Raw genomic sequence first — 23,128 nt, 5'->3', positions numbered from 1 at the left:
TCCGATTTTCGGTTCTTTCACGCCCGACGGACGACGCTCCGGCGACCGGCTCACTCCCCGCTCGTCGATTCCGTGCCGAAGTGATCGAACGTCCGATCCCGCTCGTCGGTGACGACGCCCGTCGTCGTGATCTCGAGCCCGAGCTCGTTTAGTTCCTCGACGACGTCTTCGGTGCGTTCCTGCGAGCGACTGATCAGTTCGACGTGGACGTTGTTCTCGTCGACGAGCAGTTCGGTCACCGAGATGACGTTCTCGATCTCGGTGATGCGATCGACGATGGAATCCCGTTCGTCGTCGCGGATCGTCCCCACGAGGAGCATGTGATAGTCGTAACCCGCCTTCTCGTAGTCGATCACCGGCATGTAGCCCTCGATCACCCCGCGCTCCTCGAGGTCGGCCAGCCGCGAGGCGGCCGTACTCGCCGCGATGCCGACCTGCTCGCCGATCTCCTCGGTCGTCACGTTCCGCGCGTCGTCCTGGAGCGCCTGGAGAATCGCCTCGTCGGTGCTGTCGAGGGGACCGTCCATAGACGGCTTATTCGATCGACCTATTTGGGTCTTTCAACGCTTTTCGCGATCTGGACCGTGGGGCGTCAGTCCAGTTCCGCAATCGCTCCGTGGATGTCCTCGAGGACGGTTTCGGCGTGGCCCTCCGGGGAGACGTTCTCGTAGGCCGCTTCGACGGTGCCGTCGGAATCGACGACGTAGGTGTTCCGGAAGACGCCGTCGAACGTGTTGCCGAACATCTGTTTCTCTCCGTAGGAGTCGTAGAGCGTGGCGACCTCGCCGAACTCGTCCGAGAGCAGATCGAACGAGAGATCGTACTCGTTGGCGAAGTCAGCCAGATCCGCCACGGGATCGTCGCTGATGCCGACGACCTCGCAGTCGACGTCGTCGGCCCGGGCGATCACCTCGTCGAACTCGCGGGCTTCTGTCGTACAGCCGTCGGTGTTGGCCCGGGGGAAGAAGTACACGATCAGCCGACCGTCGACGTCGGATCGGCGGACGGTCTCGCCGTGTTGGTTCGGGAGTTCGAACTCGGGAGCGCTGTCGCCTACGTCGAGCATAGGGGCGTGTTCGCGACGGTCGTTGTAGGTATTCCGATTTCTGCCGTCGCGAGCGGACGCTCCACGGTCGAATCCACCGCTTTCGAAACCGCGGCTGAATCGATCCGTCACTCGAGCGGTTCGGCCGCTTCCTGCTCGAGCAGCGGATCGGCGTTCTGTTCCGGCAGGGTGACGATGTCGTCCGAGGAGAGGGTGTACTCGCGGTTGTCCACGCCGAGGATGGAGCCGACGTCGCGGGTGATCCTGACGGTGACGCGGTCGACGTCCTCGTCGGCCGGCGCTCGAGCGGCGGCGTCGGAGTGTCCCGCACCCGACGCTGGGTCCGTCGATCCGGACGCCGTTTCGACCGATCCGTCCAGGTCGGTCCCACCTGCATCCGGGTGGCTGGGATCGGGAGCAGCACCCGGTGATCCAGGAGCGTCAGCTGTGGAGTCCGGCGATCCGGACGAGTCGGGTGCGGTGCCCGACGACGTTTCGGCGGGCGAGCCACCGCCCATCGCGTCGGCCGGCGAGAGACCGCTTTCGGTTGCGTCGTCGTTTGGGTTCGCCGTCGGATCCGGTTCGGGTGCCGGCGGGGCCGGCGGGTCCGGATCGGACGACTCCGGTGGTGCCACGTCCCGTGGCTCGTCGCGTGTGGCTCCGGCGTCCGCTCGAGGCTCGGTCCCCGCCTGGCCGGGCGTATCCGTGGCGCTGGCCCCAGGGGCCGATTCCGTTTCCGCGGTGTCGTCCACCGTCTTACCCTCGAGGACGTCGAGCACGTGAGACTTGTTCGACTCGATGCGCCCGACCAGATCCTCGAAGAGGTCCTGTTCCTCGGCGGTCAGCCCCTCGTCGTCGGCCGGCATCCCGGCCGCCGCGAGGCTGGCCTGCTTGACGAGTTTGCCCATCCGCCGCTCGTAGATGGCTTCGACCACGTCTTTGGCCGTCTCGATCTCGTCGGTGAGGCGGCTCACTTCGGGGGAGGAGAACGGATCGTCCGCTTGCTCGGCGACCCGGTCGCGCTCGTCCTCGAGGTCCGCGATGTACTCGCCGACCTCCTGGTAGAACGACGGGCGAAGGTTCTGGAGGCTGTCTTTCTTTCGCTCCGTGCTCTGGACCGAGCGCAACTCGTCTAAGTTCATTCTTTCTCCTTTTCAGCCCTGCCGCGCGCCATCAGAAACACGGCAACGTACTCCGGAAGTGACTGGTCGCCCTCCGCGATTGTAAAACTATCTCCTCCCAGTTCGACCGTGCCACCGTCCGTGACGTCGACGGCGATCTCCTGGCCCCGGAACGTCTCCGGGACGGCGTCGACCAGCGGCTCGAAGTCGTCGATCTCCCCGCGTTCGAGTCGCATCGTCTCGAGGCCGCTGCCGCCGTGGAGGCTGCCGGGCAGCCGAATGAGCCGGTTCGTGTCGGTCGTGACGGGTTCGTCGATCGGCGCGTTGTCACGCTCGACCGCCCGCGAGGCGAAGCGTTCGGCCAGTTGGGAGACGGCGGTGTGAACCGTCACGTTGCCCGCCTCGAGTTGCTCGCGGTTGTTCCGGGCGGCGTTTAACGTCGCTTGGGCTTTCCCTTGGCCGATGCCGTCGAACGCCTGGAGCCGCTCGAGGGCTGCTTCCTCGTCCATCTCGAGCAACTCGTCGACGAACGCCATGAAGTGGGCGTGGATGCGTTCGCCCCAGCCGCCCTCGGTCCGGAGGGTTCGTCGCTCCGTCGGGGTCTTGCGGCCGATCCCGGCGACGGTCTCGGTGTCGATCAGTTCCTCGTACTCGAGTCCGATGCCCCGGACGTAGTCGACGATCTCGCGGCGGTGTTCGCGCTCCAGGTGGAGCACGTTCTCGTCGCGGACGTGAACGTGGTAGCCGCGGCCGCCCGAGAAGACGATCTCGAGGTCCTCGAAGCCGAAGTCGTCCTCCAGAAAGTCGAGCAAGCGAACGAGGGCGTCCTTGCAGGTCGCGAGCATCTCGGCGTAGGAGTCCTCGCCGAGGGTGACGCCGGGGAGGTGGTCGGCGTCGAGGTCGAAGACCAGATCCGCCGACTGCCAGTCCTTGGCGTGCATCGACTTGGCCCCCGGGTCGCGGAACCGGCCCGCGGAGAAGTAGACGTGCCGGGGCCGTTTGCGAACGAGAAACTCCGAGAGGTCGCCGAGCTCGAGCAGGGATCGGTGGCGGACCATCGTCGTGCCGGGTCCCTCGGTCCAGGGGATGAACCCCCACTCGCGTTCGTTGGCCGCGGGCGGTGGCGTGATCTCCGTCCGTCGGTAATGATCGCGAAACCGCCCCCGAAGATAGGCCCTCGTTCGCTCCTCCATGCGCCTCGGGTATTCGTCGGTGGGGGAGTATAACGCTGCCGGAACGATCGACGCTGGCGTTCCCGGCGCGGCGCGGATCGGTTCGGTGCATATTTCCTGTCCGACTGCGTATACGTGCCCGCCGCGGAGGTGTCGACCGATGACCGATACCGACCGAACCGACGACCTCGGCTCGCTGTTCGTATCGGTGACCGGGAGCGATTCCGTGGTCGAACCACAGGAGGCGGATTCGTCCTCCCGCGAACTGCGGACCGACGCGACCGACGAAACGGTCGACGCGGCGTCGTTCCACGGCCTGGACGACGCCATCGACGACCCCGAATCGGTCGAGGCGAGTCCGTAGGTGCCGACGGTCGGCCCTCGCCGATCGTCGCTCGTGGTTCGATTTTTCGAGGGCGTCACCGGGGTCCCGGAATCGAAAGGCAGTTTTGAGCCACACGAGTAGCGCTCCGTATGCTCTCGATCGCGCTTGCCGGGAAGCCAAACGCCGGCAAGTCCACGTTCTACACCGCGGCGACGATGGCCGACGTGGACGTCGCCAACTACCCGTTCACGACGATCGACGCCAATCGGGGGGTGAGCTACGTCCGGACGGAGTGTCCCTGCCTCGAGCGCGACCAGCGCTGTAACGCGGACAACTGCGAGGACGGCAAGCGCTACGTTCCGATCGAACTGCTCGACGTGGCGGGCCTGGTTCCGGGCGCTCACGAGGGGAAGGGCCTGGGCAACCAGTTCCTCGACGAACTGACGAACGCGGACGTCATCGTCAACGTGATCGACGCCTCCGGCGGGACCAACGAGAAGGGTGAACCCGTCGATATCGGCGACCACGACCCGCTCGAGGACATCGACTTCGTCGAGGAGGAGATGGACCTCTGGCTGGCCGGCATCGTCGAGAACAACTGGGAGTCCGTCGAACGGAAGTCCCGGTCACCCGATTTCGACATCGACGACGCGCTCGCGGACATGCTCTCGGGGTTCGGCGCGTCGCCGACCCAGATCGCGAAAGTGCTTCGGGAACTCGACTACCCCGAAGATCCGATCCAGTGGGAGGACGACCACCGCGAGGAACTCGCGCGGCTGGTCCGCGAGCGCACCAAGCCGATCGTCGTCGCCGCGAACAAGATCGACGTCGCCCCCGAGGGGCACGTCGAGAAACTGCTCGAGCTGGACAAGCCGGTGATCCCCACGACCGCCGAAGGCGAACTCGCGCTTCGCCGGGCCGCGGACAACGATCTCGTCGACTACGACCCCGGCGACGAGACGCTCGAAATCGGCGACGGCGTCAACGACGCCCAGCGCGAGGCCCTCGAGGACCTCGCGGAGACGATGGCCGAGTACGGCGGCACCGGCGTCCAGGGTGCGCTGAACTACGCCGTCTACGAGTTGCTCGAGCACCTCACCGCCTATCCGGTCGAGGACGCGGCGAAGTGGTCCGACGGCAGCGGCAACGTACTGCCAGACGCGCATCTCCTGCCCGAGGGGTCGACGCCCGTCGACCTCGCGTACGCCGTCCACTCCGACATCGGCGACGGCTACCTCCACGCCGTCGACGCCAAGTCGAACCGGGAGGTCGGCGAGGACTACGAACTCGAGGAAGGCGACGTGATCAAGATCGTGAGCACCAACTGATAAAAAGAGAGTCGAAGTGCGTTACTCGTTTTCGAGCGGGTCGTAGATATCGCGGTTCGCGTCCCGGTCAGCCGCTGCCACCCGCTGGACGAGTTCTCGTCGGCGATCGTCCATTACGTCATCACTCGCGCTGTTGGTCGTCGTGACCGTTTTTCTTCTTCCCAGGTAACGAGTACGGAGTGGCATCCGCCTCATCGTGGAGTTGTGTATCCTTCTCGGACAAATAGAGGATCAATCCGATACCATTGAAGACGAACACGAAGGCAGCCCACTGTAACGGGCTCTCCAGTTCGCTTTTTCGAGCATCCCAACACACTAGGGCAGCAATTGGACCGACGATAAGCAGATATAGTGAGATGACGACCAGTATCGCTCGACTCATTATCCGCTTGCTAACAGTGGTGAACTAATATATATTTAGTATTAGAACAGTCTCGGCAGAACACACTACGTAAGTGATCGTTCAAGCGAATACCGTGAGGACGGATCGACCAGAAGCACCCCGTGAGAATGGCATCCTCGCCAGAATTCAAAACTGGCAGCGAGGCTGGCGTCTGTCAACTCACTCGAGCGGCTGTGCGTAATCGACTTGCTTCGGCCGGAAGTCCGTCGCACGGTAGAATCGGCGCGCGTCCTCGTTTTCCCACTCGCAGGAGACCTTGAGGTGGTCACAGCCGCGCTCTCGAGCGAGGGCTTTCACCCGCTCGACGACCGCCGTGCCGTGCCCCCGATTCCGGTGGCCCTCGTCGATAGCGAGGTTCACGATGCGGAGGTATTTCGAGTACTGTCGGGACGGATGGCTACCCTCGCGAAGCGTGACGAAACCGATCGTCTCGCCGTCGTGAACGACGAGGTGGTCAGTGATCTCCTCGTCCTCGAGGTGTGCCCGGAAGACCTCCTCGGAAACCTCGTCTACGTCCGCGGAGGTGAGTTCGTTCAACTGGGAGTACTCCTCCATCGCGACTGCGAGATCGTACCAGCGATCGACGAGCGCCTCGAGGTCGGCGTCGGTTGCTTCGACGAGCTTCATAGGTGGACGGGGTGGCGCTCACTTGTCAGGGTTTGGACGATGTGTTGGGTTCTGACACACCGAACCGACAACCGGACGATCGATGAGACGGCGACTGGAACAAGCGTCGACGACTGACGGACGGCCGATCGAAAGCGGCACAGTTCGGTCCGGGACGGCCATCGAACGGCCCAAGCCGGGAACGAAGAGCGGAATATCGGGGGACGACTGGCACACAGGGGAATACGTCACTCCTCCCACTGGGTCGAGATGTACAGCAACGCGATCAGACAGAGGATGACGACGGCGAACAGCCCGACCGTCATCCACCAGGGTGCGACCATATTCGACCTTCGAATTCGGCGGTGAAAGCCGTACCGATCGCTCGAGCCCCGTCGCGGGCCGAAACGTCTCGAGCATCCGACGGTTTTTGTAGGAACCGGCCGAAGACCGGGTATGAAGGTCATCAAGGACAGCGTGCACGACCACATCCAGGTCGAGGGGGTCGCCCGCGACCTGGTCGACACGCCCGAACTCCAGCGGCTGCGGCGGATCAGCCAGCTGGGGACCGCCTCGCTCGTCTATCCGTCGGCGAACCACACGCGGTTCGAACACAGCCTCGGCGTCTATCACCTGGCCTGTCGCGCCCTCGAGCACCTCGGCGTGGAGGGGAAACAGGCCGATCGCGTGCAGGCGGCTGCCATCCTCCACGACATCGGACACGGCCCCTTCAGTCACAATCTCGAGTCGCTGACCTACCGCCGTACCGGCCGCTATCACGACGACGTCCACGACCTCCTCGCTGAGGGGACGGTCGGCGAGGTGTTGCGCGACCACGACATCGAGCCGGCGGCCGTAGCGGATCTGGTGGCCGGCGACGGCCGGTTCGGCCAGCTCGTCTCGGGCGAACTCGACGTCGACCGGATGGACTACCTGGTTCGGGACGCCCACCACACCGGCGTTCCTTACGGGACGATCGACACCGGCCGGCTGGTCCGCGAACTGACCTTCACGGACGGCGAACTGGTCCTCACCGAGGGCAACGTCCAGACGGCCGAGAGCCTGCTCGTCGCCCGGGCGCTGATGAACCCGACGGTCTACAGCCACAGCGTCGCCCGGATCAGCAAGGCGATGCTCCGTCGGGCCGCCGAGCGCCTGCTCGAGTCGTCCGACAACGACGTGGACGCGGCGACGCTCCAGCGGATGGACGACGCCGATCTCACCGTCGCGCTGCGCTCGAGCGAGGCGACCGCGGAGTTCTCCCGGCGGCTGGATCAGCGCGACCTCTACAAGCGCGCGGTCTGGGCCGAGATCGACGACGTTCCCGGCGGAATCATCGAGTCGGACCACGAGGCGATCCGCGAGTTCGAACGCGAGATCGCCGCCCGAGCGGAGGTCGATCCCGAGTGCGTGATCGTCGACGTGCCGAGTCGGCCGTCCATGAAGGAGTCGACCTCGCGAGTGATGGTCAACGGCGAGATCCGCCGACTCGACCAGCAGTCGCCGCTGGTCGGCGCGCTGCGAGCGGCCCAGTACTCCCAGTGGCGGCTTGGCGTCTACTCGCCGGCCGAGATGCGCGAGCGCGTCGGCCGCGCGGCGGTATCGGTGCTCGGCCTCGACATCGACGGCGCGCTGGTCAGCGAGGTCCGAAACGGACTCGACGCGACGCTCGACGAGTTCGTCGACTCGGCGTGAGCGACGGCCGCCGAACACGTGCGGGACGCGGCACCCGTCGTCCGTGCTCCTTTCACAACAATTAGGCCGCTCGGATGGCAATCCGGCGGTATGAAAGACCGATTCCTCCGGGCGGCGCGCGGGGAGCGAACCGATCGGCCCCCGGTGTGGATGATGCGACAGGCGGGGCGCTATCTCCCGGAGTATCGGGAGCTTCGGGAGGAGTACTCGTTTCTCGAGGCGATCTCGACGCCGTCGGTCGCTGCCGAGATCAGCCTCCAGCCCTACGAGCGGTTCGCGCCGGACGGCGTCGTCATGTACTCTGACATCCTGACGGTGCTCGAGCCGCTGGGTTTCTCCTATCACCTCGAGTCCGGAGTCGGCCCGGTCGTGGAGAACCCGGTCGAGTCGCCAGCCGATACCCACCGGGAACACCAGCCGGTCGCCGAGGAACTCCCCTACGTCGGCGAACTGCTCGAGCGCCTCTCGGCGGAGCTCGGCTCGGAGGCGGCCGTCCTCGGGTTCACTGGCGGCCCCTTCACCCTCTCGGCGTACGTCTGCGAGGGGACGCCGTCCCGATCGTTCATGGCGGTCCGTCGGCTCCGGGCGGAACACCCCGAGGCGTTCCGACGGCTGTTGCGGGCGTTCACCGACGTCGTCGTCGACTACGTCACGTACCAGGTCGAGTCGGGGGCCGACGCGATACAGTTGTTCGATACGTACGCCGGCCTGCTCTCGCCCGCGGACTACCGCGAGTTCCTCCTGCCGCTCCACCGGGAGATCGTCGACGCCGTCGACGTGCCGACCATCGTCTTCGTCCGCAACGTCAGCGGTAACCTCGCACTGCTCGAGGAGACGGGCGCAGACGTCGTGGCGCTTGACTGGACGGTCGACCTCGAGGCCGCCCGCGAAGAACTCGGCGACGTCGCGATCCAGGGGAACCTCGACCCGGCGCTCCTCTACGGCGATCCCGAGACCGTCAGAGAGCGCACTCGAGCCGTCGTCGAAGCCGGCGGCTCCGAGGGCCACATCCTCAACCTCGGCCACGGCGTCGATCGGAACACGCCCGTCGAAAACGTCGAGGCGTTCTTCGAGGCGGCGAAGGACGCCGCCTGAACCGAGTCGCGTCTACTCGCGCCGCCTCACTGTGGCGGCAATCCGGCGTTGTAACAGTACGTACCCGGTTCGTCCCGGCACTGACACGGCCGAAGCTGGTAGTAGGAGGGTTCGAAACCCGAGAGGAACGGCTCGACGGTGTCGGCGAGCAGCGTCGGGAACCGGGGATCGTCGTGGGGAACGGGCACCCGGTGAAGGTCGAGGCCGACCGCCTCGGCGTCCTCGCGGAGGTCGACGTCGAGTTCGACCAGCGTCTCCGACTGTTCGTGCATGAAGCTCATCGGCTCGACGACGACGCGCTCGGCCTCGCCCTCGAGCCCCTCGACGACGTCCTCCGTGTCGGGTTCGGTCCACTCGATGCCGCGGTTGGCGTGGTTCTGGTAGCCGATCTCGTAGTCGTCGATGCCGACGATGCTCGCGATGGCGGCCGCGTGTTCCTCGACGTACTGGTCGTAGCGGCTCCCCTCCTCGAGGTACTTCTTGGGGGTACCGTGAGCCGAGAAGACGAAGGCGGTGTCGGGATCGTCGAGGTCGACGCCCTCCGCCTCGACGAACTCGGAGATCGTCTCGGCCCGGATGCGGTTGTAGGCGGGGACGCGGTGCCACCCCGTGATCGCCGTCATATCCGGATCGTAGCCCTCGACGTCCTCGATCGCCGACTCGAGGGAATCGATCGAGGCGACCGTCGTCGAGGGGCCACAGAGCGGGTAGATCGGGACGGCGATCACCGACTCGATGCCGTCGGCGGCCAGTTCCTCGGCCACGTCGGGGATCAGCGGTTCCATGAACTGCATGGCCCGGTAGATCTCGACATCGTGGCCGCGTTCGGCGAGTCGTTCCTCGAGCGCGGCCGCCTGCGCGTCGGCCTGCTCCTGCAGCGGCGAGCCGCCGATCTCCTCGTACTCCTCCATGAGTCCGGGGAGTCGGCGACGTGCGAGTTCTTCGGACCGTTCCCAGGCGGCCTCCTCGGACTCGGCCTCCTCGAGGTCTGCGTTGTCGAAGAAGATGCGCGTGAGGTACTCGAAGACGACGTCCCGGTCGGGTTCGGACGGCTCGCCGAAGTTCAAGAGCACGATCCCAGTGTCCATACGCGGCCGTTAGGACAGGCCCGGTATAGGAACTTCGAAGCCGGCAGTCGCCCGCGTCGCCCGCCGACGGAGACGAACGCGTTCGGCACCCGGCTGAACGCGTCCAGGTTATTTTCCGGTCGATCTGTCGGCCAGTTCGTCGGCGAGTCGCCTCGCGCTGCGGATGCGCCCGGGAATCCCCGGCCGGTCGACGAAGTTCGTACAGAAGTGGACGCCCGCCGGCGGCTCGAGGTCGTCCATCGCCGTCCAGGACCGATCGTAGGCCGGCATGCCCGGATCCCACCGGTGGACGTGGATCGGCGTCGCCGACGCCCCCGTGATCCGCTCGAACTCGGCGGCCGCGACGTCGCCGAGTTCCTCGTCCGTGCTCGACTCCATCTCCGGATACGTGCCGGGATCGACGTAGCAGGTGTAAAGGCGCTCCCGCCCGAGGAAACTCGCGTTCCAGGTGAGGCCGCTGATCCGAACGTCGGACCCCGGCGGGACGAGCGTCCCGATGCCCTCGCCGTCGAACCCGGAGTCGAGGTACACCATCCCGATCGGGTTGTAGGTGAACCGTCGCAGCACCGACTCGAGGTCCGCGTCGACCGGCTCGAGCAGGTCGGCACAGGTTTCGGCCGGCGTCGTCAGGACGACCTCGTCGACGCGTTCGCTGTCCTCCGGGGTCCGGAGTTCGTAGCCGTCGTCGGTCTCGTGGATCGATTCGACCGGCGTCTCGAGCCGGACGGCGTCGCTGTGGGCCTCGTACAGCGCCGTGGATAGCTCGCCGAGGCCGTCCTCGAAGGTCACGATCGGGGGCGTCTCCCGGCCGGAGAGGAGTTTCCTGGCAACCCACAGGAGAACGCTCCGATCGATGCCGGCCTTCTCCAGGGCTCGTCCGAGCGAGTACTCGACGAGCATGTCGTCCGGATGGGTGCCGTAGAGGCCGCTGTACAACGGGCCGAGATAGCGGCGTGCGGCCTGCCGTCCGAACTTTCGGGTGAGGTACTCGTCGACGGTTTCGTCCGGCTTCGGCGGCCCGTACAGCGGCTCGAGGAGGATGCGGAGCTTTCCCCGCAGGGAGAGCAGGTCGGTCGTCAGCGCCTCGCGGACGGACAGCGGCGCGACGTGTAGCGACTCGTCGTGGTAGATGTAGATCGGCTGGTCGTCGTCGCCGGTTCGGAGCCGATCCTCGAGTCCGAGGTCGGTCACCATCGACTCGAGTCCGGGCGTCAGTCGCAGTCGCTGTGGCCCGAGTTCGACGGTCCGGCCGTCCACCCGTCGACTCCGCATGATACCGCCCGGTTCCGCCCGCGCCTCGAACCCGACGACGTCTACGTCCCGGTCCGCGAGCGCGTGTACGAGTGACAGGCCGGAGATCCCGGCCCCCACGACGCCAACTCTCATCTCTCCGATGGTTTCGATCGGACGCATTTCACTGTGTCGTCACGGCGATGGGATTGCCGCTACGGGGTGTGGTTCTCGAGCCAGGCTCGCGTTCGCGCACCTCGACCGCCTTGACCACGCCGGCCGGCACCTCTCCCTCCTCGTCGGCCAACGATGGACGAAGCCGAACCGGTGGTCCACGTGCCACCAACGATTCTCCATGACGTTCGAGGAATACGAACTACACGACCGTCTCGACCGACTCGCGAACGCCGACGCGGACCGGGACGTACTCGTCACCCGGACCGTCCCGCCGGAGGAATCGATCGGCGCGGCCCGCCAGCCCGTCGAAACCGACTACGCGGAGGCGACGCAACTCGACGAGAGCACCGCGCCGGAGCCCCTGACCGATGCGCTCGAGGCGACGCGACAGGCGTTGAACGAGTACGACGAGATACCCGAGGACGGACTGGCGATCTACGCCGGCGTCGTCGACGGCGACTTGCTCACGGCGACGTTCGACGACCTCCCCGCGCCGATCGAGGCGGAACGGTACGAACACGCCAACGAGTTCGACCTCGACCCGCTCGAGGGCGTCACCGAACCCGCGTCGACGCACGGCCTGCTGGTGGTCGAACGCGGCGGCGCGGCGATCGGGCGACTCACCGACGAAGGCGTCGATCCGATCGACACGTTCGACAGCGACGTGCCGGGAAAATCCAGCGCCGGCGGACAGTCCGCCGAGCGATTCGAGCGGGACCGCGAACGACAGAAACGCGAGTTCTTCGACGAGGTAGCCGAACGCGCCGCGCTCGAGTTTCTGGACGACGATCCCGTCGACAGCGTGTTGTTCGGCGGCACTACCGGAACGATCGAACGCTTTCGCGACGAGGCCGACCTCGATCACGAACTCGAGGATCGCATCGTCGACACGTTCGCGGTCGAGTACGCGAGCGAACAGGGCCTCCGACAACTGGCGCGGAAGGGCGAGTCCGCGCTCGCAGAGCGGGACCGACGCGACGCTCGCGAGACGCTCTCGTCGTTTTTCGACGTGGTGCGCGACGACGATCGTCCCGTCGCGTACGGTACGGACGAGGTCGACGACGCCCTCGAGTACGACGCCGTGGAGACGCTGTTGCTCTCGACCGCGCTCGAGGGCCGACAGCTCCAGCGGTTCGGCGACCGGGCCGTCGAGCAGGGCGGGGAGACGGTCGTCGTCCCGGACGACTTCCCCGGCGGCGACCGGTTTGCCGAGGCGTTCGACGGCATCGGTGCCCTGTTGCGGTTCCCGATCGAGTGACTCCGACACAACCCCGTCGATTGCTAGCCGTCCGGGCCGGACCGGCGTTTTACCGGTGGCCGAGAACCATCGAACCGCCCCCACCCACCTTTTGTCTATCTGGAATATATCATTCAAATCCGATAGCTCACGCTCGCCATGGGCCTCCGGAAAGCGGAGAAGAACCCACACTCGCCTCTCCGGGGACATCGACACGACCGGTTGGACGAAATAATCTGGATCCAACTACGTCGGTACGGCGACGAGAACCGGCCTCAGTCGTCGGCGACGGACTCGCAGTCACAGCCGCCTTGCTCGAGCAGGTCGCGGACGGTGTACTGCTGGCGGCAGTCCTTGCAGGTCACGGTGACGTCGACGAGGACGTCGAACTCGCCGATCTCGAGGACGTCGTTGCGATCGAGCTGTTCGATCGTATCGGCTGTCACCGCGCTCGTCCGATTACGGAGCGCCCCCAGTTTGTCCCGGCTGCGTTCGATGCGCTCCTCGTCGCTGGGCGACTCGAGCGATGCCTCGAGACAGGCGGTCAGGTGGTTGTAGACGGTCTGGTGGGAGACGAAGTCGCTCTCGATGTCCTCGACGGGCACGCCGTCGCGCTCGAGTTCTTTGCGCGTCTGGACGCGGGTCCCGCTGCTGACGTCGTCGTCGGTGAGCAACCGGTAGGTGTTCTCGACCTCGCCGTCCCGGTACTGGAGGCCGGCCTCCACGAGCGCCGACTCGAGGATGCGCTGGTTGACGTGAGCGGCGAGATCACGGGTGCTGTATCGGTCCTCGGACTGGTCGGTCCAGTAGGTGACCAGTTCCTCGTCCAGACCGGTGAGGTCGTACTCGCCGGCCACCCGACCGACTTTGCATCCGCACGACGGTTCACCCGTCGACTCCGTACTACGTTCGCTCACTGAACTGAACGTACCCGACTGGTCGTAAAAAAGATTCCGCCTGAAGAAGACCGTTTACAGGAATACGGCCGTAACGGCCGACCAACTGTCGACTCGTCCCGAGCCGGAACCTCGGCGTCCGAGAAACAGCGCAGAAGATATACCATATATGATAATATCTGAATATGGTTCTAATTCGGATACTAATCGGGCACCGTGAACCCTGAACTACTCGACGACGATCACGCGTAGGTCGTTGACGTTCGTCCCCGTCGGTCCGGTCCGGACGAGCGCACCGGCGGTCGCAAGCAGTGGTTCGACGTCGTTGCGATCGAGGGCATCGCGGGCTGACGCGGGGTCCAGCGTCGATCCGGCGGCGATCGCTCCGGCTGCATCCGTCGAGCCGTCGATTCCGTCCGTATCGACGCTCGAGACGACCACCCGATCGGCCTCGAGCGCGAGCGTGGCGGCCGTCACGAACTCCTGGTTCGGACCACCTTCGCCGGCCGACGGGCCGAGAGCCACGGTCGTCTCACCACCCGAGAGCAGCACTGCCGGCGGTTCGATCGGCGTCGCGGTTTCGCGACACTCCTCGGCGATGGCGACGTGCGTGAGTGCAGCCTCGCGGGCCTCACCCCGGACGCGCGAGGAGAGGACGAGCGGTTCGTATCCGCGCTCGCTCGCCGTCTCGCGGGCCGCTTCGAGCGCCGTTCGATTACTTCCGACGACGTGGGTCGTCACGCGATCGAACGCCGAATCGTCGGCCGTGGGCGTCTCGGGACGGTCACCTGTCGATCCGTCCGTGAGTAGCCGTTCGACCGCGTCGGGGACCTCGAGATCGTATCGCTCGAGAACCGCCCGGGCGTCGGCGTACGTCGACGGATCGGGGACCGTCGGGCCGCTCCCGATCACGCTCGGGTCGTCGCCGACGACGTCGCTCAGAACGAGCGCACAGACGGTCGCCGGCGCGAGCGTCTCCGCCAGCCGCCCGCCTTTGATCGCGCTGCAGTGTTTCCGAACGGCGTTGATCTCGTCGATCGGTGCTCCGCTCCCCAGCAGCGCCTCGGTCGTCGACCGGAGGTTGGCCAGCGAGAGGGGCTGCGCGGGAGCCGTGAGGAGCGCGCTCGCCCCGCCAGTGACGACCGCGACGACGAGATCGTCCGCGCTAACGTCGGCCGCGACCTCGAGCAATCGCCGGGTGTTCCGGACGTTCGTCTCGGTCGGAACCGGGTGCTCGCCCGGGAGTACCTCGATGCGCTCGTCCGATTCGTCGCTCACTCCATCTTCGACTGTCGCCGCCAGATCGTCGGTGACTACCGCGCCGCCGGTCAGCCGATCGTCGAGCGCGTCCTCGAGCGCTCGGGCGAACCCTCTCACTGCGTTTCCGCCGCCGACGACCACGACGTCGTCGTATCGCTCGAGGTCGTACGCGGTGCTGTTTCCGTCGACGGTCTCGATCCGGAGGGTATCGTCCCGTACCGAGACGCGCTCCTCGACCAGTCGGCGAGGATGGGCGGCCTCGATACCGCTGACGAGACAGTCGAGAGCCACCGCGTGGGCAGGGGTCGCTTGAAGCGCGTCGCGATTGGGGACGGTGACCGGTTCCATACCGGTCCATCGCGCGCCAGCGGTTTCAAACCGCGACCTTCGCCCCTGCTCGGAGGGCTGGAGCGCGATCGTCCGTCCGATCCCCCTGGCTCGTACCGGTGACGACGATGGTCCGTTCCTCGTGCGTGAGCCTCCGTTCAGAAGCATGGACCGTCCCCCGTTGCCGGGGACGGACTACTTCTGCTGGGCCTCGACCGTCGCGACGGCCGCGAGGTTGACGATGTCCTTGACCTCGTCGTCGCGCTGGAGGACGTGGACCGGTTTGGCCATGCCAGCGAGCATCGGTCCGACGGCCTCCGCGCCGCCGAGTCGCTGGAGGAGTTTGTACGCGATGTTCCCCGCCTCGAGGTTCGGCAGGACGAGCACGTTCGCGGGGTCGTCGAGGTCGGCGAACTCGTAGGTTCCCTGGAGGATGTCCTCGACGACGGCGGTGTCGGCCTGCATCTCCCCGTCGACGGGGAACTCGACCGACGGATCGGTCCGTAGCATGTCGGCCGCACGGCGGGGTTTCCGGGTGCCTTCGTTGTCGACGCTACCGAAGTCCGAGTACGATAGCAACGCGGCGCGCGGGTCGACGTCGAACCGTCGCGCGATGTCTGCCGCGTGCTGGGTCACCTCCGCGAGCGTTTCCGCGTTGGGATCCTGGTTGACCGTCGCGTCGGCAAGGAAGACGACCCGGTTCTTGAACGTGAGCATGTAGACGCCGGCGGCGTACTCGACGTCCTCGGCAGTCCCGATGACCTGCAAGAGCGGACGCAACGCCGAGGGGTAGTGGTGGGTCAGCCCCGTCAGCATCGCGTCGGCGTCGCCCTGATCGACCATCACCGACGCGAAGTAGTTGCTGTCCTCGATGAACTCCGCGGCTTCGTTCCGAGTGATCCCCTTTCGCTTGCGCCGTTGATACAGCGCGTCGACGTACTCGTCGTAGTCACCGGTTTCGGGATCGACGACCTCGGGATCGAACTCGAGGCCGAGGTCACCGGCCGTGCGTTCGATCTCCTGGCGGTTTCCGATCAGGACCGGCTCCGCGATGCCCTGCTCCTGTAGCTGGTAGGCCGCCCGGATCATCTTCTCGTTGTGTCCCTCCGCCAGCGCCAGCCGTTTGGGATCGCTCTGGGCCTTGTTCAGGACGACGCGCATCATCTCCCGGGACTTCCCCAGGCGGGCCTCGAGGCGTTCGACGTACTGGTCGCGTTCGACAGCGGATCGAGCGGCACCGCTCTCCATCGCCGCCTCGGCGACGGCCGGTGCGACCTCGAACAGGACGCGGGGATCCATCGGCTTCGGGATGATGTACTCGGGACCGAACTGGAGGGGTTGATCGCCGTATGCCTTGCGGACGGCGTCGGGCACGTCCGCTTTCGCCAGATCGGCCAGCGCCTCGGCGGCCGCGACCTTCATCGGTTCGTTGATCTCGGTCGCGCGTACGTCGAGTGCCCCGCGGAAGAGGAACGGGAACCCGAGGACGTTGTTGACCTGGTTCGGGTAGTCCGACCGGCCCGTGGCCATGATGACCGTGTCGTCGCGGGCCGCTTTGGCCTCCTCGTAGCCGATCTCGGGATCGGGGTTGGCCATCGCGAAGATGATCGGATTCTCGGCCATCGAGCGCACCATCGCCTGATCGACGATGCCGCCGACCGAGAGCCCGACGAAGACGTCCGCGCCTTCCATCGCGTCCGCCAGATCTCCCTCCGGCACGTCGCGGGCGAAGTCGCGGTTGTACGGGTTCAGATCGCCGGCTTCGGCTCGCTCCGTGGTGAGAATGCCGTCGATGTCCACCATCGTGACGTTCTCCTTGCGGACGCCCAGCGAGACGTAGAAGCGAGCCGTCGCGACCGCCGCCGCCCCCGCACCCGCGAAGGTCACCTCGAGGTCCTCGAGGTCCTTCCCCACGATCTCAGCCGCGTTCAACAGTGCCGCGCCGGAGATGATCGCGGTCCCGTGCTGGTCGTCGTGGAACACCGGCACGTCCATCCGCTCGCGCAATCGTTCCTCGATCTCGAAGCACTCGGGGGCCTTGACGTCCTCGAGGTTGATCCCCCGAAGGTCGGTTCCATGCCGGCGACCGACTCCACGAACGCGTCGGGGTCGTCGTGATCGAGTTCCACGTCGAAGACGTCGATATCGGCGAAGCGTTTGAACAAGACGCCTTTCCCCTCCATGACCGGCTTCGAGGCCTGCGGACCGATGTCGCCGAGTCCGAGCACGGCCGAGCCGTTCGAGACGACGCCGACGAGGTTCCCCTTGATCGTATACTGGTAGGCCGCGTCGGGATCGTCCGCGATCTCGCGACACGGACCCGCGACCCCCGGCGAGTACGCGAGGCTGAGTTCCCGCTGGGTGTTCGTCGGTTTCGTCGTCCGTACCTCGATCTTCCCCGGCGGCTCCGTCTCGTGATAGCCGAGGGAGTCGTCTTCCAGTGACATAGGTTTCGTTCCGAACAGACGGGCAAAAGCCTGTGGATCCGAAGGGCGAACACGTCGTGACGACGGCGAAGCGTCCACGTTCGGGTATCTGAACGACCGATTACGTGCGTTCGACCGGATCGCTGCCGGGAGCCGACCGGACGGCCGGAGTCGATACCCGCTCGACTGCCGGGGATCGAATCCCGGGCAAGGCTGTCACGTCGGCCGGGCCGTACCCGTCACTCCTCGGCCGCGAACGTCATCGCCCCGTCGTCGAACGAGAGCCGTCCGTGCTCGAGCACCGCCACGTCGTCCGTGAGTTCCTCGAGCAGCGCCTCGGAGACGTAGAGTTCCTCGAGGTCGGTGGTGTTCTCGATCCAGGCGATCCGGACCTCGTCGGGGTCGTAGCCGCCGAGCGCACTGCATGCGATCCTGACCGCGAGTTCGTCGTCCGGCGCGACCACCGGGAGCCGCGCTTTCGCGAGCGACCCGCTGGTCAGCGCGTTCGCGTACGTCTGCTGGAGGTCGAGCTGTTCGACCGCCGATCGACGCGTGAGGTCGGCGAGGCCGATCCCGTTGCCGTTGCCCTTGGTGTGAGCAGTGAGGCCGCGCACGTAGATCAGGTCGACGTCCGGCCGTTCCGGTTCCGGGGCGTTGAGGACCTCGTACCGGCCGATCACGTTGGTATCCATGCCGGCCCCTGAAATCTCCTTGCCGATCTCGTCGACGACGAGGAGATCCAGGTCGTCGTGGGGCAACGTCGCCATCTCCTCGCGGGCGCGCTCGAGTAGATCGGGTTCGCGTTCCTCGAACGCGTCGGCGGGAACACCCTCGACGTGGGCGGTCTCCTCGTAGAAGTTCTCGACGAGCGCGATCCCTCCGAGCAACGGCAGGGCCTCCCTGACGACCGACAGCAGCGCCTCCAGCGTCGGCACGTATCCCTCCGCGATCGCGGTCGAGTGAAAGGCGTTCGCTCCGGCCTGTTTTCCCAGCCCGACGACCGCCATCTTGACGAGGCCGCTCTCGATCCGTCCGGTGAAGTTCGTGTGCGGTTTGACCCGGTTGAGCACGACGACGCCATCGGCCTCGAGGGCTGCGGTCGAAACGTACGCCGGGACCGTGGTCTCGCCGACGGTCACCTCCCCAACTTCCTCGACGTCCATCCGGGCATCGATCGGGGCTCCGATCCGCTCTTCCGTGACGTCGAGCGCCGCGAGCAGATCGCGCTGGCCCTCGGCCGTCGCCCCGCCGTGGCTCCCCATCGCCGGCACGATCACTGGCTCGAGATCCCGATCCCGGAGTGCGGATACCGCCTCCGTCACGTATGCCGCGAGGTCGTGGATGCCGCGGCTGCCGACCCCCAGCGCGACCGTCGCTCCCCGCTCGAGCTCCTCGAGCGGGAGCGTAGCCAGTTCCGACCGGAGCCGCTGTCGTGGATTCGTGACCGTCTCGGTCGGTGGCTCGTAGGCGACGCGGGCGAACGGAGGCAGCGGTTGCGGGTCGAGCAACCCGTCGACGTCGTCCCGGGTCGGAAACTCCATGTCTGTCGTTGGGTCGAACCGGCTGCTGTAAGTCAGTTCCGACGTTTCGCTCCGTCGAGAAAATCTCGAGCGACGTGACTCCGGAATCCGGCCGTCCGATCCCACGTTACCAATCAACACGATCGACAACGTTTTCCACGCGACCGCGAGATAGCCGTCCGTATGTGTACAGTGACGACGCGGTCCACTGACGGAACGGAAATCGAGACGAACGCGGCCGCCACGCTCGAGTCCGACCGATTGCCCGGCGCTGAGGAGGGGAGCCGCTGACGATGGTTCGTCTCGCTCGCTCCGCGGACGGCACGCCGCTGCTGGGCGACGACAGCGGGTTCGTCCCGCTTTCGGCCGCCGATCCGTCGCTCGAGACCGTTCGTGACGCCCTGCCGCTCGCTGCCGCCGGCGACCTCGCCGATCCAGCAGACGCCTCTGCCGAACCGGTCCCGGCGTCGGACCTCGCGTTCGCGTCGCCGCTCGCGGAGTACGGCAAACTCTGGGGGATCGGGCTCAACTACGCGGAACACGCTTCGGACCTCGACGAGGACCGACCGACCGAACCCGCGAGTTTCATGAAACCAACGACGGCAGCGACCGGGCCCGGCGGCCCCATTCGCCTCCCCGACCCGGCGATCACGGACCGCGTTACCGCCGAGGCGGAACTCGCCGTCGTTCTCGGGCAGACCTGTCGCGACCTCGAGCGCGAGGAGGCCGAAAACGTCATCGCCGGCTACCTGCCCGTCATCGACATGACCGCCGAGGACGTCCTCGAGCAGAACCCGCGTTTCCTCACCCGATCGAAGAGCTTCGACACGTTTCTCGTCGTCGGCCCCTCGATCATCACGACCGACGAAGTCGACGACCTCGAGTCGATCACGGTCCGGACAATCGTCAACGACGAGGTCGTGGCCGAAAACCGCGTTCATAACATGATGACGCCCCCGAAGGAACTCGTCTCGTTCCACTCGGACGTGATGACGTTCGAACCGGGGGACGTGATCTCGACCGGTACGCCAGGAGCGTCGCCGATCGACGCCGGCGATCACGTAACCGCGAGCGTCGACGTCGTGGGAGACGTAAGCGCCGACGTGGTCCGATAACGACCGTCGGTCTCCGTCACCCCGGTCTCCCGAGTCGACGATCATCCCGTCGAACACCCCGTCACGCCAATACATACTCATCTGACAATTTTGGGTTCTATCTAGTCATCGACTATTATCTTCCGGAACTTCGAATCACGGCTGGATCCACCTAGCACGCCGTCGTATCGGAAGGGACCGAAGTATACCACCACCGCCAGTATCGGATATACTCCACCAATCATCGGATTTCGAATTCTGAAAGCTCGGATACGGCGTATCGTCCACTTGGTATCTTCCGATTATTCCATGTCGCCGAAACCGTGATACGTACGTTACGTATATATGAAACACACATAATACAAATCCGATAATATTTGGAATACGGAGAGCGATCGATCCCAGAGCGATCGGCCTCGGCTCGAGACGATCGTCGGAAGCCGAACGCGACTGGACGGACGAGCCGTCGAGTCGACCTGCTATCGGTTCCCCACATCTGCGATCGTTGGATCTTCGTATATTCCCTACCAATTTCGAACGATCGACCATTAACCGGCCCGGAAAGAAAACACTACTATTTCGTAAGTCCTCCCATGGGGTCGATTTCTCCTCGTGAAATCGTTCCTTTTCAAATTCGTGCGGCGAAAATCGACCGCCCGAACCGCCGCCGAAGGGAATGGCTAATTGCGTTACCACCAACAGTGTAAAACCAACCGGGTTACTAACTCAGTTCCGTAAACGAATCATCCCAGGACTGTTTACGGAAGTACTGGTGTAAAATAACTGGCGTTCACCGTCCCACATATTTCTCGGCCGACCCGTGGAACGAACGACCTTCATTTACAGGAGTACCCCTGTAATCACAACTCGTATTTTATCTTCAGTTCGAGTTCATTCGCGATTCCTAACAACAGGTCCGCCATCTCGGACTCGAGTCGTTCGCCTTTCATTCGGTGTGCCGGTCCGGAGATGCTCAGACCACCGATCACCGATCCGCTGGGATCGGTGATGGCCGTTCCGATAGCGTTCAATCCTTCCGTCGACTCCTCGAAGTTGAACGCGATCTCGGTCTCTCGAACCGTCTCGAGTTCGTCGTACAGGGCGTTTTCGTCCGTGATCGTGTGAGGCGTGATCGGCGGCAGACCGTGGTAGTCGATGATTTCCTCGACGTACGCGTCGGGGAGTTTCGCAAGCATGGATTTGCCAGCGGCGCTGCAGTGGAGGTAGCCAGTCTTCCCGAGTTGGCTATCCGTCTGTACGGCCTGTTTTCCGGTTCCCGTATGGACGTAGTACCGTTTCCCGTGTTCTTCGACGAGGAACTGGACGTGTTCTCCGGTTTCCTCGGCGAGTTCGTCGACCTTCGTCTTGGCCAGCTGGTACGCTGGGTCCCGCGTCTGGACGACGCCAGCGAGCGTCAACACCCGCATGCCCAGGTGATAGGTGTCGCCCTCCTTCGTGACGTAATCGTGCGTTAGTAGCGTGTTCAGGTGGCGGTGGACGGTACTCGGTGACTTCTCGAGGTATTCCGCGATCTCGTTCACTCGGCCGCCCTCGAGGGATCTGAGCGCCTCGATCACGTCCAGCGTCGTTTCGGTCGATTGGACTGGTGGCGTGGACTGTTCCTGTTTCATGCTCACTGCTACGGCCCCACCACTTATAAAATCCCATCACGCGAAACCTTCACCCATTTCTTGGGCGGAATTTAGCAAACTTTTCGAATATGAATCGGAGTTTAAGGTATAAAATCCCACGATGCGGGACGTAAATTCGGTGTTCCCCGGCCCACATACTCCGTGAACAATATGCCGGGATAGGGTTTTGGTGCCGATCCGGTCGGGATCACGCACACGGATCGGAATCCGTCCGTCTTTTTCGATCCGATCCATATGGTTGTCGTATCTCACCGATCGGAATGGGACGAGCGGTTCACCAGTACCACGGTTGTGACCGAAACAGGTCGTCTCGATTACTTGTTCCGACGAGAATAAGTGTACAGTCTCTGTACCGGAGGTATGGATCTCGGATTAGCGGGCAACTCCGCGCTCGTACTGGCAGGAAGCAAGGGACTCGGCCGGGCCGCCGCGACACAGTTCGCCGCCGAAGGGGCCGACGTCGTCGTCACCTCGAGCGATCCGGACAATCTGGAAGCCGCCGTCGCGGACATCCGTGCCGAGACGGACTGCGATCCCGACCGCGTCGGCTATCAGGTCTGTGATCTGACCGATCCCGATTCGATCGAAGCCGGCGTGACAGACGCCATCGATTCGCTCGGCGGACTGGACGTTCTCGTGACCAACCACGGCGGACCGGCCTCCAAAGCGTTCGCTGACGCCACCCTCGAGGAGTTCGACGACCACTACCAGTCCATCCTCCGGAGTACGATCCAGACCTGTCAGATCGCGCTGCCCCACCTCCGTGATGGCGGCGGCTCGATCACGAATCTGGTCGCGGCTTCTGCGCTAGAACCGAACGAATTCGGGCTGTTCGGCAACGTCTTCCGATCGGGAATCTACGGTCTCTCGAAGACCCTCTCGAGGCAGTACGGCGACGACGGCGTCCGCGTCAACTGCGTCGCGCCACGCGGCGTCCACACCGACCGCATCGACCACAAGATCACGCAACTCGCCGAAGACGAAGGCATCTCCATCGAGGAAGCGACCGAACGCCGGGAGAACGAACTACCGCTCTCCCGGCTCGGCTCCCCCGAGGAGTTCGGGCGGGCCGTCGCCTTCATCGCGTCGCCGGCCGCCGGGTTCACGACGGGCGCGGTGCTCACCGTCGACGGCGGCTGGTCCGAACACGCCTTCTAACGGCGCTCGATCGGTTGTCCCTGCTGTCCGCGACGACAGTTGGATTCGGTGTGGCACGTCCACGTTTTACCGAGGGAACCAGTACGGACCGACGACCGTTCGGTTCCTGTACGGTAGCGTCCTCATACGCACACTGAACGTCGTCCCTTCGTCACCCAGGCGAACGAGTCGAGGGAATCGGCACGTTTCGCAACCGTGCCGCGAGAGTCCGAGCGACGCTACGCGAGTCGCTCGATATTCACGCGGTTACACCGCGAGAGTGCGAGAAGCTCT

At 65.1% G+C, this 23,128-nt stretch carries 21 protein-coding genes and 1 pseudogene; 7 read left to right on the top strand and 15 right to left on the bottom strand.

Features of this window, described 5'->3' with window-relative positions; translation table 11 throughout:
* Nucleotides 1–50 precede the first annotated feature (50 nt).
* The 4 genes from TX79_RS07435 to priS form a co-directional block, all read right to left on the bottom strand.
* Nucleotides 51–527, bottom strand: a complete 477-nt coding sequence (locus TX79_RS07435; protein ID WP_049926833.1) for an Lrp/AsnC family transcriptional regulator — start codon at nt 525–527, stop codon at nt 51–53.
* 65 nt (nt 528–592) lie between these two features.
* Nucleotides 593–1,066 carry a peroxiredoxin gene (locus TX79_RS07430; protein ID WP_049926832.1) on the bottom strand — a complete coding sequence of 158 codons (474 nt, stop codon included), beginning with the start codon at nt 1,064–1,066 and terminating at the stop codon, nt 593–595.
* 107 nt (nt 1,067–1,173) lie between these two features.
* The gene (locus TX79_RS07425) at nt 1,174–2,187 is read right to left on the bottom strand and encodes a DNA replication complex subunit Gins51 (protein WP_049926831.1); all 1,014 of its coding nucleotides are present in this window, start codon (nt 2,185–2,187) and stop codon (nt 1,174–1,176) included.
* Nucleotides 2,184–3,359, bottom strand: coding sequence for a DNA primase small subunit PriS (gene priS / locus TX79_RS07420; protein WP_049926830.1), 1,176 nt, complete (start codon nt 3,357–3,359; stop codon nt 2,184–2,186). The genes TX79_RS07425 and priS overlap by 4 nt, the downstream gene beginning before the upstream one ends.
* 139 nt (nt 3,360–3,498) lie before the next feature.
* On the opposite strand from priS, the gene TX79_RS07415 reads away from it, so the two are divergent.
* The gene (locus TX79_RS07415) at nt 3,499–3,702 is read left to right on the top strand and encodes a hypothetical protein (protein ID WP_049926829.1); all 204 of its coding nucleotides are present in this window, start codon (nt 3,499–3,501) and stop codon (nt 3,700–3,702) included.
* A gap of 110 nt (nt 3,703–3,812) precedes the next feature.
* On the top strand, nt 3,813–4,991 hold the full coding sequence (locus TX79_RS07410; protein ID WP_049926828.1) for a redox-regulated ATPase YchF: 1,179 nt from the start codon (nt 3,813–3,815) through the stop codon (nt 4,989–4,991).
* 121 nt (nt 4,992–5,112) lie between these two features.
* Here TX79_RS07410 and TX79_RS19255 read toward each other — a convergent pair whose 3' ends face one another.
* Both TX79_RS19255 and TX79_RS07405 read right to left on the bottom strand, forming a co-directional pair.
* Entirely contained in the window at nt 5,113–5,373 is a 261-nt protein-coding gene (locus TX79_RS19255; RefSeq protein WP_154660474.1) for a hypothetical protein, read from the bottom strand.
* Nucleotides 5,374–5,553: 180 nt separating this feature from the next.
* Complete coding sequence (locus tag TX79_RS07405; protein WP_049926827.1) at nt 5,554–6,021, bottom strand: GNAT family N-acetyltransferase; 468 nt, start codon at nt 6,019–6,021, stop codon at nt 5,554–5,556.
* Nucleotides 6,022–6,456: 435 nt separating this feature from the next.
* On the opposite strand from TX79_RS07405, the gene TX79_RS07400 reads away from it, so the two are divergent.
* Together TX79_RS07400 and hemE are read left to right on the top strand one after the other, a co-directional pair.
* On the top strand, nt 6,457–7,695 hold the full coding sequence (locus TX79_RS07400; protein ID WP_049926826.1) for an HD domain-containing protein: 1,239 nt from the start codon (nt 6,457–6,459) through the stop codon (nt 7,693–7,695).
* A 90-nt stretch (nt 7,696–7,785) separates the two neighbouring features.
* Complete coding sequence (gene hemE, locus TX79_RS07395; RefSeq protein WP_049926825.1) at nt 7,786–8,790, top strand: uroporphyrinogen decarboxylase; 1,005 nt, start codon at nt 7,786–7,788, stop codon at nt 8,788–8,790.
* 26 nt (nt 8,791–8,816) lie between these two features.
* Here hemE and hemH read toward each other — a convergent pair whose 3' ends face one another.
* The 3 genes from hemH to TX79_RS19250 all read right to left on the bottom strand — a co-directional run bounded on the left by hemH (nt 8,817) and on the right by TX79_RS19250 (nt 11,451).
* On the bottom strand, nt 8,817–9,878 hold the full coding sequence (gene hemH, locus TX79_RS07390; RefSeq protein ID WP_049926824.1) for a ferrochelatase: 1,062 nt from the start codon (nt 9,876–9,878) through the stop codon (nt 8,817–8,819).
* 108 nt (nt 9,879–9,986) lie between these two features.
* A complete protein-coding gene (gene hemG, locus TX79_RS07385; RefSeq protein ID WP_049928316.1) occupies nt 9,987–11,264 on the bottom strand; it encodes a protoporphyrinogen oxidase in 1,278 nt (425 codons plus the stop codon).
* Between the two features lie 28 nt (nt 11,265–11,292).
* Nucleotides 11,293–11,451 (bottom strand): hypothetical protein, encoded by a 159-nt coding sequence (locus TX79_RS19250; RefSeq protein ID WP_154660473.1) that lies wholly within the window; start codon nt 11,449–11,451, stop codon nt 11,293–11,295.
* 12 nt (nt 11,452–11,463) lie between these two features.
* On the opposite strand from TX79_RS19250, the gene TX79_RS07380 reads away from it, so the two are divergent.
* A complete protein-coding gene (locus TX79_RS07380) occupies nt 11,464–12,543 on the top strand; it encodes a Vms1/Ankzf1 family peptidyl-tRNA hydrolase (RefSeq protein ID WP_049926823.1) in 1,080 nt (359 codons plus the stop codon).
* Nucleotides 12,544–12,797: 254 nt separating this feature from the next.
* Here TX79_RS07380 and rdfA read toward each other — a convergent pair whose 3' ends face one another.
* The 4 genes and pseudogenes from rdfA to TX79_RS07360 all read right to left on the bottom strand — a co-directional run bounded on the left by rdfA (nt 12,798) and on the right by TX79_RS07360 (nt 18,972).
* Nucleotides 12,798–13,439 carry a rod-determining factor RdfA gene (gene rdfA / locus TX79_RS07375; protein WP_049926822.1) on the bottom strand — a complete coding sequence of 214 codons (642 nt, stop codon included), beginning with the start codon at nt 13,437–13,439 and terminating at the stop codon, nt 12,798–12,800.
* 207 nt (nt 13,440–13,646) lie between these two features.
* The gene (locus TX79_RS07370) at nt 13,647–15,026 is read right to left on the bottom strand and encodes a glycerate kinase type-2 family protein (RefSeq protein WP_049926821.1); all 1,380 of its coding nucleotides are present in this window, start codon (nt 15,024–15,026) and stop codon (nt 13,647–13,649) included.
* Between the two features lie 174 nt (nt 15,027–15,200).
* Nucleotides 15,201–17,452, bottom strand: a pseudogene (locus tag TX79_RS07365) (NADP-dependent malic enzyme).
* Nucleotides 17,453–17,670: 218 nt separating this feature from the next.
* Complete coding sequence (locus TX79_RS07360) at nt 17,671–18,972, bottom strand: lactate racemase domain-containing protein (protein ID WP_049926820.1); 1,302 nt, start codon at nt 18,970–18,972, stop codon at nt 17,671–17,673.
* A 272-nt stretch (nt 18,973–19,244) separates the two neighbouring features.
* On the opposite strand from TX79_RS07360, the gene TX79_RS07355 reads away from it, so the two are divergent.
* Nucleotides 19,245–20,066: a fumarylacetoacetate hydrolase family protein gene (locus tag TX79_RS07355; protein ID WP_049926819.1), complete on the top strand. Its 822-nt coding sequence runs from the start codon at nt 19,245–19,247 to the stop codon at nt 20,064–20,066.
* Nucleotides 20,067–20,905: 839 nt separating this feature from the next.
* Here TX79_RS07355 and TX79_RS07350 read toward each other — a convergent pair.
* The gene (locus tag TX79_RS07350; protein ID WP_049926818.1) at nt 20,906–21,676 is read right to left on the bottom strand and encodes an IclR family transcriptional regulator; all 771 of its coding nucleotides are present in this window, start codon (nt 21,674–21,676) and stop codon (nt 20,906–20,908) included.
* A gap of 381 nt (nt 21,677–22,057) precedes the next feature.
* Here TX79_RS07350 and TX79_RS07345 point away from each other — a divergent pair, with 381 nt between their 5' ends.
* Complete coding sequence (locus TX79_RS07345; RefSeq protein WP_049926816.1) at nt 22,058–22,855, top strand: SDR family oxidoreductase; 798 nt, start codon at nt 22,058–22,060, stop codon at nt 22,853–22,855.
* A gap of 218 nt (nt 22,856–23,073) precedes the next feature.
* Here the strand turns inward: TX79_RS07345 and TX79_RS20090 are convergent.
* The coding region (locus TX79_RS20090) for a hypothetical protein (RefSeq protein ID WP_394324998.1) at nt 23,074–23,128 on the bottom strand (55 nt) is incomplete at its 5' end.

It is taken from the genome of Halopiger goleimassiliensis (assembly GCF_000455345.1).
In the GTDB taxonomy this organism is placed as follows: domain Archaea; phylum Halobacteriota; class Halobacteria; order Halobacteriales; family Natrialbaceae; genus Halopiger_A; species Halopiger_A goleimassiliensis.
Note: the sequence above shows the minus strand (reverse complement) of the source record. Positions and strands in the feature narration are given on the sequence as shown.

What these genes read in the sequence shown, in the direction of transcription:
- TX79_RS07435 (WP_049926833.1), bottom strand. Translation starts at nt 527, where the DNA reads ATGGACGGTCCCCTCGACAGCACCGACGAGGCGATTCTCCAGGCGCTC.
- TX79_RS07430 (WP_049926832.1), bottom strand. Translation starts at nt 1,066, where the DNA reads ATGCTCGACGTAGGCGACAGCGCTCCCGAGTTCGAACTCCCGAACCAA.
- TX79_RS07425 (WP_049926831.1), bottom strand. Translation starts at nt 2,187, where the DNA reads ATGAACTTAGACGAGTTGCGCTCGGTCCAGAGCACGGAGCGAAAGAAA.
- priS (WP_049926830.1), bottom strand. Translation starts at nt 3,359, where the DNA reads ATGGAGGAGCGAACGAGGGCCTATCTTCGGGGGCGGTTTCGCGATCAT.
- TX79_RS07415 (WP_049926829.1), top strand. Translation starts at nt 3,499, where the DNA reads ATGACCGATACCGACCGAACCGACGACCTCGGCTCGCTGTTCGTATCG.
- TX79_RS07410 (WP_049926828.1), top strand. Translation starts at nt 3,813, where the DNA reads ATGCTCTCGATCGCGCTTGCCGGGAAGCCAAACGCCGGCAAGTCCACG.
- TX79_RS19255 (WP_154660474.1), bottom strand. Translation starts at nt 5,373, where the DNA reads ATGAGTCGAGCGATACTGGTCGTCATCTCACTATATCTGCTTATCGTC.
- TX79_RS07405 (WP_049926827.1), bottom strand. Translation starts at nt 6,021, where the DNA reads ATGAAGCTCGTCGAAGCAACCGACGCCGACCTCGAGGCGCTCGTCGAT.
- TX79_RS07400 (WP_049926826.1), top strand. Translation starts at nt 6,457, where the DNA reads ATGAAGGTCATCAAGGACAGCGTGCACGACCACATCCAGGTCGAGGGG.
- hemE (WP_049926825.1), top strand. Translation starts at nt 7,786, where the DNA reads ATGAAAGACCGATTCCTCCGGGCGGCGCGCGGGGAGCGAACCGATCGG.
- hemH (WP_049926824.1), bottom strand. Translation starts at nt 9,878, where the DNA reads ATGGACACTGGGATCGTGCTCTTGAACTTCGGCGAGCCGTCCGAACCC.
- hemG (WP_049928316.1), bottom strand. Translation starts at nt 11,264, where the DNA reads ATGAGAGTTGGCGTCGTGGGGGCCGGGATCTCCGGCCTGTCACTCGTA.
- TX79_RS07380 (WP_049926823.1), top strand. Translation starts at nt 11,464, where the DNA reads ATGACGTTCGAGGAATACGAACTACACGACCGTCTCGACCGACTCGCG.
- TX79_RS07370 (WP_049926821.1), bottom strand. Translation starts at nt 15,026, where the DNA reads ATGGAACCGGTCACCGTCCCCAATCGCGACGCGCTTCAAGCGACCCCT.
- TX79_RS07360 (WP_049926820.1), bottom strand. Translation starts at nt 18,972, where the DNA reads ATGGAGTTTCCGACCCGGGACGACGTCGACGGGTTGCTCGACCCGCAA.
- TX79_RS07355 (WP_049926819.1), top strand. Translation starts at nt 19,245, where the DNA reads ATGGTTCGTCTCGCTCGCTCCGCGGACGGCACGCCGCTGCTGGGCGAC.
- TX79_RS07350 (WP_049926818.1), bottom strand. Translation starts at nt 21,676, where the DNA reads ATGAAACAGGAACAGTCCACGCCACCAGTCCAATCGACCGAAACGACG.
- TX79_RS07345 (WP_049926816.1), top strand. Translation starts at nt 22,058, where the DNA reads ATGGATCTCGGATTAGCGGGCAACTCCGCGCTCGTACTGGCAGGAAGC.